Genomic DNA, 12,159 nt, shown 5'->3' on the forward strand with positions numbered 1-12,159 from the left:
ATATTCATTAAGGATTTATTAGGCTACCTGCTCGTTATAAGCGTAAAGTTTCATAACGGGTACATGGCCATCAGGGTTTGCAGAGAGTGAAGCGAACCGCTGTTTGGCCATAGCCAAATCAACATCAAATTGTTGAATGTTGGATCGCAATTCGGCAAGGCCAGTTTGGTAACGATTTAAATTAGCACGGTAAGTATCGGCTTGCTCCCTTAACCGGTTAAGGGTTTCCTGAAATTGCTTGTTGTTCACCTCACATTGTTTAACAAATGTGAGTAAGCAAAATTTATTCCAAATTGTGCTATGTTACTATTTATTGTGTTTGCGGTAATGTTTGGTGAGTTCTACCTTGGTATTATGGTTATCATTAGCGGCATCAATAGAGTGTGTGCATAAAATATCGTCCTCTTTTTCGGCCAGATCAGACAGTTGTTCGTAAAATCTGTGCAGTTTATTCAATTCTTCCTCGTTCAAATCCTCAATATCAACCATGCGGTTGCTGGCTCCCTGATGAGAGGCGATCAGTTCGTTCAGTTTCAGGTGGATCGCCTTTGAATCCTTATTCTGCGATTTCTGGATCAGGAACACCATCAAAAAGGTAATAATGGTTGTACCCGTGTTAATTACCAACTGCCAGGTATCTGAATAGCCAAATATAGGCCCCGTTATACCCCAAACTATGATGATTGAAAACGCGATAATAAACGCGGCAGAACTGCCCGTAGCGTTGGTAGCCCAGTTGGCAAAACGTTCAAACAGATTTTTATTCTTTTTAGGCATAAACTAAAGTAGCGCAAATTAATGGTATAAACTAAAAAGGAGCGCCGGGGTTTAACCCGCGCTCCTCTATATATCAAATTATCAGGTAATAATTACAATTTGCTGTTCGCGTCGATGCAATTCAGATCACCAAAGGCAACGGTTAACCTTTTAACAAAGTTCTCCTCAGCTTTACGTAACCAAACACGCGGATCGTAGTATTTTTTGTTAGGAGAATCTTCACCTTCCGGGTTACCAATCTGGTCTTGCAGGTAGGCTTCTTTTGATTGATAGAAATCCTTAATACCTTCCCAGAAAGCCCATTGCATATCGGTATCGATATTCATTTTGATGGCACCGTATGAGATAGCCTCACGAATTTCTTCCTGGCTTGAACCTGAACCACCGTGGAACACGAAGTTGATCGGTTTTTCAGCAGCGATGTTATGTTTTTGTTTCAGGAATTCCTGTGAGTTGTGCAATATAACCGGCTGCAATTTTACGTTACCCGGTTTGTAAACACCATGTACGTTACCAAAAGCTGCGGCAACTGTAAAGCGATGGCTTACTTTTGATAGTTCTTCGTAAGCGTAGGCAACCTCTTCAGGCTGGGTATATAAACGGGCACTGTCCACATCGCTGTTATCAACACCGTCTTCTTCACCACCGGTTACACCAAGCTCAATTTCAACCGTCATGCCCATTTTGGCCATACGCGCTAAGTATTTTGCTGATATTTCGATGTTCTCTTCAATCGGCTCTTCAGAAAGATCGAGCATGTGCGATGAGAATAAGGGTTTACCTGTTTCGGCAAAGAATTTTTCGCCGTGCTCTAACAAACCGTCTATCCAAGGTAACAGTTTTTTAGCAGCATGGTCGGTATGCAGAATAACCGCGATTCCATAGTGCTCGGCAAGCAGGTGTACGTGCTTAGCTGCCGATACGGCACCTAAAATACAAGCCTCAAGTTTTGAATTATCTAACGATTTACCGGCGTAAAATTGCGCGCCACCGTTTGAAAGCTGAATAATAACAGGTGAATTTACCGCTTTAGCTGTTTCCATAACAGCGTTAACAGTGTTTGTACCTATAACGTTTACCGCAGGTAAAGCAAACTGGTGCTTTTTAGCTGCCTCAAATAGCTCCTGCACCTGATCGCCGTGCAGAACGCCTTTATAATCTTTTAAACTCATTAATTATTTAACGTTTGGTTTGGGCTCCGAAGATATAAAATTTAACTTGTTATATGATGTAAACGGCTTAATTATATGCGGTTTTTTATAAACATAGTGTAATTTATACACATACATCATACCCGTACTTAAAAACTCAATTTATTAGAAACAATTAAGTGAACTATTTTTTTTGTTTCTTTGCATCACATTGACAGACACAGAAAACGATATGGCGTGGTTTAAACGAGAAATTAAGGGGATAATTACGACTACTCAGGAAAAGAAAGAGGCACCGGATGGTATCTGGAATAAATGCCCTGAATGTAAAAAACCCCTTCATTATTCGGAGCAGGTTGAGAACCAGTATGTTTGCCACTATTGCGGCTATCATCTGCGTATCGGCTCAAAAGAATATTTTTCAATTTTATTTGATAACAACGAATTTACCGAACTATTTGGCAACCTTCGCTCGGGCGATCCGTTGCACTTTGAGGATACTAAAAAGTATACCGACCGTATAAAGGAAACTACCAAAAAAACCGGCTTAACAGATGCTATCCGTTCTGGCCATGGTAAGATTGATGGTCAGGACCTGGTGATCGCCTGTATGGATTTTAACTTCATTGGTGGTTCCATGGGTTCGGTGGTAGGCGAAAAAATAGCCCGTTCTATCGACTATTGCATACAACATAAAATGCCTTTCCTGCTCATCTCAAAATCAGGCGGCGCACGTATGATGGAAGCGGCCTTTTCATTAATGCAAATGGCTAAAACATCCGCCAAGCTGGCGTTGTTAAGCCAGGCTAAATTGCCGTTCATCTCCCTGCTTACTGATCCGACCACAGGTGGTGTTACCGCATCTTATGCGATGCTTGGCGATATCAACATTGCCGAGCCAGGCTCACTGATCGGTTTTGCAGGCCCGAGGGTTATTAAGGAAACCATTAAGAAGGATTTGCCAAAAGGCTTCCAGACAGCGGAATTTGTTCAGGAACACGGCTTCCTCGACTTTATTGTTGACCGCCGCGAAATGAAAGAAAAACTGGCATCATTCATTAAAATGCTTGCCCCGGCAGCTTAATTGCCGACGATAATATTTAACAAAAAGGCTGCCTCAATAAATGGGGCAGCCTTTTTATTTGGTCTACACTTGACCCTTAAGAGGCCGGATCGAACTCCACGATCCATTCAATGCCATATTTATCCCGGAACATGCCGGCATAAGTACCCCATGGACTTTCGTCAATCGGTCCTTCTACATCGCCGCCTGCTGATAAGCCGTTAAATATCTTTTCTGCTTCTTCATGGCTTTCGGAGCTTACATATATTTTCGACCGGTTTTCATTTTCGTTTACCTGCCCCATAAATGCCGGAACATCATTAGCAATCAATACGTTGTTTTTGCCAAGCGGCAGGCCAATGTACATGATCTTGTTTGCCTCGTCTTCAGGTACCTGAAATTCCGGGCTTGATAAGTCCTTAAACCGGGTGACTTTTGTAAACTCGCCCCCAAAAACAGATTGGTAAAAATTGAATGCTTCTTCGGCATTGCCGTTAAAGTTGATCCAGGGATTAATTGCTCTCATGGTGTTTATTTTAAAAATTGGTTAGTATTAAGTTTGTTTTAAGATGAATAATTGGCCAACAATTCCTCCAGGTTTTTCAAAGTCATGGTGAAACCGATCTTGAAGCCTTCCAGCAATTTTTCCAAACGCTCGAAAGATTCGTTAAAGATGACAATATCAACCCTCGTAATGCCATCTTGCTCGCTGAAATTATAATCCCAGTCCGAACCGGGCAGCTCCCTATTCTCATCCTTATCCGCAAAGGCATTGTACATCTTAAAATTGGTTTTCGGGCTGATAGAAGTAAACTCCTGTACCGCCCAACGCTCCTGCCCATCCGGACTTATCATGGCGTAAAACCTGCGCCCGCCTACTTTAAAATCCATATACTTGGTTTTGGCGCGCATGGGTGCAGGTGCTCCCCATTGGTCAAGCAGTTCGGGTTTAGTAAAGGCATCCCATACTAAATCAAGCCCGGCATTAAATTCCCGGGTGATGTATACTGTTTTAGCTGCTTTGTCAACGTTAAAATCAAAAAGCAAATCGTTGTTGTTCATTATTTTTCTTCTTTAATGATTGATAATAGTTTGTCGAGCTGATTGAATTGCGTTTGCCAGCTTTGCCTGAATTGCGCTAACCAATGATCAAATTCCTGCATTTTTTTAGCGTTAAAGTGATAGTAGATCTCCCTACCCTGATGTTCGGGTTTAATTAAATCACATTCCTGTAACACCTTAATATGCTTTGATACTGCCTGCCGGGTCATATCAAACTTTTCGGCCATCAAATTTGGCGTTAACGCCTGCACCGCAAGCAGGGTTAAAATGGCCCTGCGGGTCGGATCAGCTATGGCTTGAAATATATCCTGCTTCATTTTAATAATTTGCAACCTTTCGGTTGCTAATATAAACGCAACTTTTTAGTTGCGCAAATTTATTTGCAATTATTTTCAGGCATATAATTAATTGACTTGCAAGGTCGACTCGTGGCTACTCCATTGCTTCATCCAGCAAATAAAGTATCGACTCATAATCCTGCCCTACCGCATGCGACATGGCCATTTCACAGGTTTTGGTGGATGAGTAATAACCGTCGTACGGCTTGTGTTGCACCTCTAATGCTTCGGGCAGGGTGGCCGAGGCGGTCAATTCAGGCACCAGGAAACCCCGGTCGCCGGCCATACCGCAGCAACCGGCGTGTACCGGTACATCAACATACGCCGCATAGTGTTGGGCTAAAGCCGTGAATTTGCCATGGGTATTCATTTTTTGCAATGAGCAAACCGGGTGCAATACCACCGTGCCTTTTTTGTTGATATTTTGCTGCTTAGGCATTACCACATCGTGCAGGTAATCCACGCAATCCATAATATTCATGCGGTCAAACTTATGCTGATTAGCTTCACTTAAATGGTGGCGCATATTTTTGATGGCGTAGGCGCATGAGCTTACATCGATCACTATCCTGATCTTGCCCTCGTTGCTGGCCTCCCACATCCGTTCAATAAACACATTGGCCATATATTTATTAGCATCGGCATAACCCTTTGAGGAGAAGATCTGGCTGCAGCAACTGCCAAATACATTGCCGGATATGCTTACTTTAATGCCTGCTTTTTGCGATACGCTCATAAAAGTATCCATCACGCTTTTTTTGCCCTTAACCCCGCTGCCCAGCATGCGCGATATGCAGCTTGGGTAATAGATTACCTCTGCATCCTGCGGCTGTTTGCCCCGGCTTTGTTTTATCAGGCTTAAATTGGGTGGGGTGGCTAATTGCTCCGTCCATAAAGGCATGGCGGGAATGACGCGTTTAAACGCTGTGGTTATGTTGGTCATGGCCCTGGCGCCAAATACTTTATTCACCATGCTGCCTGCCGCCAGGGCAAAGCGGGCCGCGCCCATAGCAATACCAAAATTACGGGCTACGGCAAGCGCAACCTTGTTAGCCAGCGGCGAATGGCTTTCGCGGCGCAGGCGCTTTATTAGCTCGCCGGTATTGATATCAACCGGGCAGGCGGTGGCGCAAAGACCATCAACCGCGCAGGTATCCATCCCATCATACTGGTACTGATCGAGCAGTATTTTATGATTGGCCGCGTCACCGCTTAGTTCCATTTTTTTTAGTTCGCGGCGGATAACTATGCGGCGGCGTGGCGTGGTGGTAATATTACGGCTGGGGCATTTATGCTCGCAATAACCACATTCTATACATTTGTCCACCTCGTGCTCTACCGTAGGCAGGGGTTTTATATTTTTAATGTGGACGTTTTTATCCGCATTGATGATAACACCCGGATTAAGCAGGTTAGCCGGGTCAACCGCCTCTTTGATCTGCTTCATAATGGCGTAAATCTCGTTGCCCCATTCGGTTTGTACAAAGGGTGCCATGTTACGGCCGGTGCCATGTTCGGCTTTCAGCGCGCCATCGTATTTGTTCACCACCATGTTTACAACCTCCTGCATAAAGCTATCGTAACGGATAACCTCATCAGGCGAGTTAAACTCAGGCGTGATCAGGAAATGGATGTTACCATCCCGTGCATGGCCGAAAATGATGGCATTGCTATATTCATACTTTTTAAACAGTGATTGCAGATCCAATATCGCATCACCCAGTTTAGGCACCGGGAATGCCACATCCTCCAAAATAACGGTTGAACCACTCGCCCGCACCGCCCCCACCGATGGAAATAACCCTTTGCGTATCTTCCAGTAATATTCCAGTTCCTGTGGGTTCGAGGTAAAAACGGGGGGATGTAACAAAGCCAATGTTTCTACCTGCTGCAAAAAATCATTTACCTTTTGTTCGATGTCAGCATACGTATCTTCCTGAAATTCCACCAGTAGGCACGATGCCTGTTCGGGCAAACCTTTTATTACCGTAGGTAAATTGGGCATGTGCTCAATAGCATGTAACGATGCCCTATCCATTAGTTCGATGGCTCTTGCGCCAGCGTCAGTAAGTGGGACAATGGCCTGGCAAGCCGTATAAATGTCCGGAAAGTACAGCAGCGCTGCCGACTTAAAAGGGTATTCGGGCACCGTGTTCATCACCGTTTCGGCAATAAAAGCCAGCGTACCCTCCGCACCTATCAGCAGATGGGCCAATATATCCAGCGGGTGCTCATGGTCTATCAGCGCGTTAACGGCGTAACCAACGGTGTTTTTTATCTGGTACTTGCCACGGATCTTGTTATACAGATCAGCATCGGCCAGCAGTTTTTCACGGGTATTTTTAAGCAGTTGATACAGTTCGGCACAATCCTGCTCAAAGCGGCTGTAATCGGCCTCGTTTTCGGTATTGAACACTTTACCATCAGGCAGTATAAAGCGGATGTGCTTTACCGTGTGATAGGAGTTTTGTTTTACCCCGCAGCACATACCGCTGGAATTATTGGAGAGGATTCCGCCCATCATGGCGGAGTTAATGCTGGCCGGGTCGGGACCTATCTTTTTTTTATGCTTGCGCAGATAGCTGTTCACCATACCGCCGGTGATGCCGGGCTGTACACGCACTTCATCGCCATTATTTTCAATGGTGATCTTATCCCAATGCTGACTCAGATCAACCAAAATACCATCTGTAATAGACTGCCCCGACAAACTGGTACCGCCGGTACGAAAAACCAGTGGAATACCATGGGCTTTAGAGAATTTAAACAGCGCGATCACCTCATCCTCGTTAACCGGCTGCACTACCGCCTGTGGCGTAAGCGTGTAAAAACCCGCATCGGAGGCGTAGGAAACCAGATCGATCAGTCTGGTTTTGATACGTGAGGCAGGCAAAATTGCTTCGAGCTTTTTTTGTATATCAACTAACACTTGCATTACCTACTAAGGTGAGATATATTTTTTGCAAATACTCCATCCTCCTTAATTTTGGAATCATTCCAATATATTTATATTAATTATAAATTAAATGAGAAATTCATATATTAAGGCTTACATATTATTAAAACACTGTTAATCCTCATTTACAGTGTAATAACACCTATTAATCTTTACAACTTTTATGTTTAATAACTTAATGCTCTTGTTAATGTCAACGATAAGCTTACCTTTACATTAATTATTTATATTTTTAATATAATTCAGACAATCTCCCATCTCAATTGCCTGTATTCTAAATCGACAGCACAGGTATGAAAAACAGCGTTTTATTGATTGAGAACGATCAGTCCATTGCCGAGATCATCGATTATATTTTAACTGACGCCGGTTATCAGGTTATACAGGCTACTACACCGCATAATGTTGAGGCCATTAAAAGCTTGCGCCCCGGCGTAGTTTTACTGGATTATTCACTCAATGGCCATATTACAGGCGATTCCATCTGCTCGGAGTTGAAGGCTGACCCTGAAACAGCGGGCATACCGGTGATCATTGTTTCGGCAATGACGGGGATTGAGGCCATGGCACGGTCATGCAAGGCGGACGATGTATTACCAAAACCCTTTGATATCAGCGATCTGGAAAACTTAGTAAGCAAATGGTTTAACACCAACCGCCTGGCTTGCTAATCGCCCTGATGTCACTCTCCTACTGAAAACAAATTCTTTATCTAAGCTGACTGCTATTTAACGGCTGCATTATTTAAACCATAGTACCTGTTACGGGTTTAGTATATTAGCACGTATTCACCCCCTCACTATGAAAGTATACCAGCAACATATACGCCTCGCCGCCCGTCGCCGTGGCTTTCATCTTATAACCAATGATGTTTTGCAGGCACTGCCGCAATTAAGCGATATCAAAACCGGCATGCTGCAGGTATTCATCCAGCATACCTCGGCATCGCTCACCATAAATGAAAATGCCGACCCTACCGTGCGCATGGATTTTGAGATGTTCTTTAATAAGGCCGTACCCGAAAATGACCCGGATTACGAGCACGACTATGAAGGATCAGACGATATGCCCGCTCACCTGAAAGCCGCTATGCTGGGCAGCTCAGTAACCATACCCATTACCAACGGCAGGCCTGCTTTAGGTACCTGGCAAGGCATTTACTTGTGCGAGCACCGCGACCATGGCGGCAACCGCAACATAGTAGTTACCGCGTGGGGGCTGTAAAACTTACAATAGGCTAACTATATTACATTGCCTGCTGCATACATTTGTTGTATGAAAGTAGACATTTGGTCGGATATTGTTTGTCCGTTTTGCTATATAGGCAAGCGCCGCTTTGAAAATGCCCTTGCCGGTTTTGATGATAACGTGGAGATTGTTTGGCATAGCTACCAGCTTGACCCTGATGCCAAATACGAGGAAGGACAAACGGTAGACCAATACCTGGCTAACCGCAAAGGCTTCCCGCTGGAAAAGGCTAAGGAAATGAATGCCTATGTAACCGCGCAGGCGGCTGAGTTAGGTTTGGATTATAATTTTGATAGCGCCAAAATAGCCAACACGCTCGACGCGCACCGCTTGCTGCATTTAGCGGCAAAGCATCATAAACAGAATGAAGTTAAGGAAGACTTGTTAGCCGCTTACTTTACCGAGGGCAAAAACATAAGTGATATTGACACCCTGGTTAGCATAGGCCAAAGCCACGGACTTGATACTGACGAAATACGCCGGGCATTAAGCAGTGATACTTACAAACAGGATGTTGAGGAAGATATTTACCACGCCCGCCAGATAGGTGTGCAGGGGGTGCCCTTTTTCGTATTTAATGATAAGTACGCCGTATCAGGCGCGCAGCCTACGGAGCTTTTTAAACAGGTACTTGATAAGGTAAAAAGTGAAAATCAGCCGCAATTACTGAATACTGATGGTGATTCGTGCGGGCCGGATAGTAACTGCTAAGGGTTAAACAGTTAATACAAAAAGCAAAGGGGCAGGTTGATCAACCTGCCCCTTTATTTTTATTCATAAATATCTTTTACTGTTCCTGGTAAACTACTGAAAGATAACGCTCTTCAACCGTACGGTAAAATAACGCCATTAAGGCTAATACCGCGCATATAAAAAAGGTAACAATATGGTAGTCGGCGTTATACACATATAAGGCACTGCCTATAACCAGCAACCTCAAAAACTCTACTATAAAAACCCACTTTTTCTGTTCCATTATAGCGCCGCAGTTAATCAGCGTAAGCACGGTGAAGGTAGTAAACAGGAATTTTTCCGTTGCGCCCAATTCAAACTCAAATAATATGAAGAAGAACAGCGTAACCAGCATAAATATTACCTGCCAAACTACATAGTTGTTCAGCCTTTGCTGCATAGGCTCCTCATGTACCTTGATACCGAATATACGCTCGGCATTTTCACGCGCCGCTGGATCGATCAGATTAGGGCTGCCGAATATCATGCGGAGCTTGCCTTTAAACGTTTTTTCGCGCTTGACCATTATCCACAATTCAATAAAAAAGTGAAAATGCTGCCACATAAAGCTGTAGGTATTCAACTGATGGGTTAAGCCGTAAACCGGCTTTTCATCTTCCTTTTTAAAGGTACCGAACAATTTATCCCAGATGATGAGCACATCACCATAGTTTTTATCCAGGTATTCATCATTACAGGCGTGATGTACACGGTGGTGCGAAGGGGTAACCAAAAAATATTCTAAAAAGCCCAATTTGCCTATTACCTGTGTATGCACAAAGAAAGGGTAAAGGCCGTGGATCAACAGCATTACGATGATCATTTCGGCAGGGAAACCCAAGATGGGCAACACGCTCCAAAAACCGGTGCGTACAATGGCCTGCAACAGCGTAATACGCGCCGATACGGTGTAATTAAAATCCTCGCTTTGGTGGTGTACCACGTGTACGGCCCAAAGCACATTCATTTCATGTGCCAGCCTGTGGTACCAGTACCAAATAAAATCGGTACCTAAAAAAAGCAATATCCACATGGCTATGGTAGGCTTGATGTGGAATATGCCGTAAGTTTTTTGCAGATAGTCATACACGCCGTAAAATACCGCCGCGGCAAGCACATCGGTAAGGCGTTCAAGTATACCAATACTAACGTTGGCTATCGTCCGGTGAAGATCAAACAGCTTTAGTTTTTTTTGTTTTGCGACGAAATACTCCAGCAGCATAAATACTACAAAGAGCGGTACAGCAAAAGCGAGGATGTTATATTTCATTGCTCGTTTTTATTGTTTATTCAATTATATTAAAACGAAAAAACACTCAAAGATAATCTTAATTGCTAAACTAATGCAAAATTTGTGCCCCAACAGGTTAAACTCATGTTTAAAATCCATCAGTCGGGTTAATAAAAATTAAGTGTAGTTAGGTGGCAGCTTAATATAAAGGCATATACTTAAAACAAAATTCGCACCGTTTAAGTACCATTACATAAATTTGTTACATGGGAAAATTTGAGGTGCCTGATAAAGTGCTGTATGTATGCACCGGCAGCAAGTGCGGAAAACGTGGCGGTAAGGATACTTACAAAATGGCATCGAGCTTTGTAAAGCACAACCGGGATAAGATAGATATTGAGGTGATACGTATAGAATGTACAGACCGGTGCAAATTTGCACCGGTCTGTAACATGCAGCCTGAAAATATCTGGCTGAAAGAATATTCTGAGAAAGAGGTGCTACGCATGTTAGCCAACCTCATGCAGCAGCAGGATTAAGCCTCGCTGCTGTAGCTGATCTTAGGGATATGGCGGTCAATCTCCCAACGGCCTGTACCTTCTTCGCCAATAACTTCAAACAGTTCAAGGGCGCGGCGGGCTTTATATTCCTCTTCGCGTTGTTCCTTAAAGAACCAGTTTAAAAACTCAAGGGTTACAAAATCCTGCTCGCGATAGCAGCGGCTGGCAATAGCTTTGATAGATTCGGTAACGCTTACCTCCTGCTCTAACGCATCTTCAAATACTTCGCGGAATGAGTTGTATTCGATTTTGATATTAGTTACTTCCGGAGAAATAGCAGTGCCGCCCATATCCAACACATATTTGAAGAATTTAAGCTGATGTTCTCTTTCCTCTTCAGATTGTTTGTAAAAATAGTCGGCTGAGTTATCAAAACCATTACGGTCACACCATGAAGCCATGGCTAAGTATATTGACGCTGATTGCGCTTCTTTTTTAATTTGCTGATTTAAAACCTCTTCTATCTCGGTTGACAAAAGTGATTTTATGCGAATGATATCTTTCATGATCTAATTGTTTTAACCATTTATAACACTGCAAAGATAGTGCTACAGCAAGCCAAACAATTAAATATTAATAATATAGAAGCAATCTAAGTATAGTTAAACGCCTACGCGGTAAAGGCGGTTAAAGATGATGTTGTTAAGGTCCAACATTACAAAAGTACCTTGCAGTAATTCTTTAAAGTGGATGATCTGGGTAAGGGTTAACACATAGGTATCATCGCAGGCGCAAATAAAGATGATCTCCATATCCGGCGATTGGGCATCCATCAATTTTTGCTCGATATCAATGCTGTTGATAGCCTTGTTGAGTTTGAGCAGGCAACGATAATCAAAACGGGCAAGCTTACCGGCAAAATCAATATACCAGCAGCTCTCGCTGTCTGATTGATAGATAGCGCCATGCGCCGTAGTAAAAACCTCTGTATAGGTTATGTTATCAACTACCTCTTTAACCTGCATTCCCTTTTTTATATAGAAGTGTATAAAACAAAAGTAGTATTATTTAGATTAAATCCAAATACAAAGCCGTAAAATG

At 43.4% G+C, this 12,159-nt stretch carries 15 protein-coding genes; 5 read left to right on the forward strand and 10 right to left on the reverse strand.

What is annotated here, in order from left to right; translation table 11 throughout:
• Nucleotides 1-18: 18 nt before the first annotated feature.
• From AC3WJC_RS11125 to fbaA, 3 genes are all read right to left on the reverse strand, one after another.
• Complete coding sequence (locus tag AC3WJC_RS11125; RefSeq protein WP_492399178.1) at nt 19-249, reverse strand: hypothetical protein; 231 nt, start codon at nt 247-249, stop codon at nt 19-21.
• 57 nt (nt 250-306) lie between these two features.
• On the reverse strand, nt 307-777 hold the full coding sequence (locus AC3WJC_RS11130; RefSeq protein ID WP_492399179.1) for a low affinity iron permease family protein: 471 nt from the start codon (nt 775-777) through the stop codon (nt 307-309).
• Between the two features lie 92 nt (nt 778-869).
• On the reverse strand, nt 870-1,949 hold the full coding sequence (fbaA, locus tag AC3WJC_RS11135) for a class II fructose-bisphosphate aldolase (protein ID WP_492399180.1): 1,080 nt from the start codon (nt 1,947-1,949) through the stop codon (nt 870-872).
• Nucleotides 1,950-2,160: 211 nt separating this feature from the next.
• Between fbaA and accD the strand changes: the two genes are divergently transcribed.
• Nucleotides 2,161-3,012, forward strand: coding sequence for an acetyl-CoA carboxylase, carboxyltransferase subunit beta (gene accD, locus AC3WJC_RS11140; protein WP_492399181.1), 852 nt, complete (start codon nt 2,161-2,163; stop codon nt 3,010-3,012).
• A gap of 76 nt (nt 3,013-3,088) precedes the next feature.
• On the opposite strand, the gene AC3WJC_RS11145 is transcribed toward accD, so the two are convergent.
• From AC3WJC_RS11145 to AC3WJC_RS11160, 4 genes are all read right to left on the reverse strand, one after another.
• A complete protein-coding gene (locus AC3WJC_RS11145; RefSeq protein ID WP_492399182.1) occupies nt 3,089-3,517 on the reverse strand; it encodes a VOC family protein in 429 nt (142 codons plus the stop codon).
• Nucleotides 3,518-3,555: 38 nt separating this feature from the next.
• Nucleotides 3,556-4,053 carry an SRPBCC family protein gene (locus AC3WJC_RS11150; RefSeq protein WP_492399183.1) on the reverse strand — a complete coding sequence of 166 codons (498 nt, stop codon included), beginning with the start codon at nt 4,051-4,053 and terminating at the stop codon, nt 3,556-3,558.
• Complete coding sequence (locus AC3WJC_RS11155) at nt 4,053-4,370, reverse strand: ArsR/SmtB family transcription factor (protein ID WP_492399184.1); 318 nt, start codon at nt 4,368-4,370, stop codon at nt 4,053-4,055. The genes AC3WJC_RS11150 and AC3WJC_RS11155 overlap by 1 nt, the downstream gene beginning before the upstream one ends.
• A 115-nt stretch (nt 4,371-4,485) precedes the next feature.
• On the reverse strand, nt 4,486-7,326 hold the full coding sequence (locus tag AC3WJC_RS11160; protein WP_492399185.1) for an FAD-binding and (Fe-S)-binding domain-containing protein: 2,841 nt from the start codon (nt 7,324-7,326) through the stop codon (nt 4,486-4,488).
• A 314-nt stretch (nt 7,327-7,640) separates the two neighbouring features.
• On the opposite strand from AC3WJC_RS11160, the gene AC3WJC_RS11165 reads away from it, so the two are divergent.
• The 3 genes from AC3WJC_RS11165 (at nt 7,641) to AC3WJC_RS11175 (ending at nt 9,306) form a co-directional block, all read left to right on the forward strand.
• Nucleotides 7,641-8,018, forward strand: coding sequence for a response regulator (locus tag AC3WJC_RS11165; protein WP_492399186.1), 378 nt, complete (start codon nt 7,641-7,643; stop codon nt 8,016-8,018).
• Between the two features lie 130 nt (nt 8,019-8,148).
• Entirely contained in the window at nt 8,149-8,571 is a 423-nt protein-coding gene (locus AC3WJC_RS11170) for a secondary thiamine-phosphate synthase enzyme YjbQ (protein ID WP_492399187.1), read from the forward strand.
• Between the two features lie 51 nt (nt 8,572-8,622).
• Nucleotides 8,623-9,306, forward strand: coding sequence for a DsbA family oxidoreductase (locus AC3WJC_RS11175; RefSeq protein ID WP_492399188.1), 684 nt, complete (start codon nt 8,623-8,625; stop codon nt 9,304-9,306).
• A 76-nt stretch (nt 9,307-9,382) separates the two neighbouring features.
• Here AC3WJC_RS11175 and AC3WJC_RS11180 read toward each other — a convergent pair whose 3' ends face one another.
• Entirely contained in the window at nt 9,383-10,597 is a 1,215-nt protein-coding gene (locus AC3WJC_RS11180) for a sterol desaturase family protein (RefSeq protein ID WP_492399189.1), read from the reverse strand.
• Between the two features lie 227 nt (nt 10,598-10,824).
• Between AC3WJC_RS11180 and AC3WJC_RS11185 the strand changes: the two genes are divergently transcribed.
• Nucleotides 10,825-11,097 (forward strand): (2Fe-2S) ferredoxin domain-containing protein, encoded by a 273-nt coding sequence (locus tag AC3WJC_RS11185; RefSeq protein ID WP_492399190.1) that lies wholly within the window; start codon nt 10,825-10,827, stop codon nt 11,095-11,097.
• On the opposite strand, the gene AC3WJC_RS11190 is transcribed toward AC3WJC_RS11185, so the two are convergent.
• Together AC3WJC_RS11190 and AC3WJC_RS11195 are read right to left on the reverse strand one after the other, a co-directional pair.
• Nucleotides 11,094-11,624: a ferritin gene (locus AC3WJC_RS11190; RefSeq protein ID WP_492399191.1), complete on the reverse strand. Its 531-nt coding sequence runs from the start codon at nt 11,622-11,624 to the stop codon at nt 11,094-11,096. The genes AC3WJC_RS11185 and AC3WJC_RS11190 overlap by 4 nt on opposite strands.
• A gap of 96 nt (nt 11,625-11,720) precedes the next feature.
• The gene (locus tag AC3WJC_RS11195; protein ID WP_492399192.1) at nt 11,721-12,083 is read right to left on the reverse strand and encodes a hypothetical protein; all 363 of its coding nucleotides are present in this window, start codon (nt 12,081-12,083) and stop codon (nt 11,721-11,723) included.
• Between the last annotated feature and the right edge of the window lie 76 nt (nt 12,084-12,159).

This window comes from Mucilaginibacter sp. FW306-07-L (assembly GCF_058782065.1).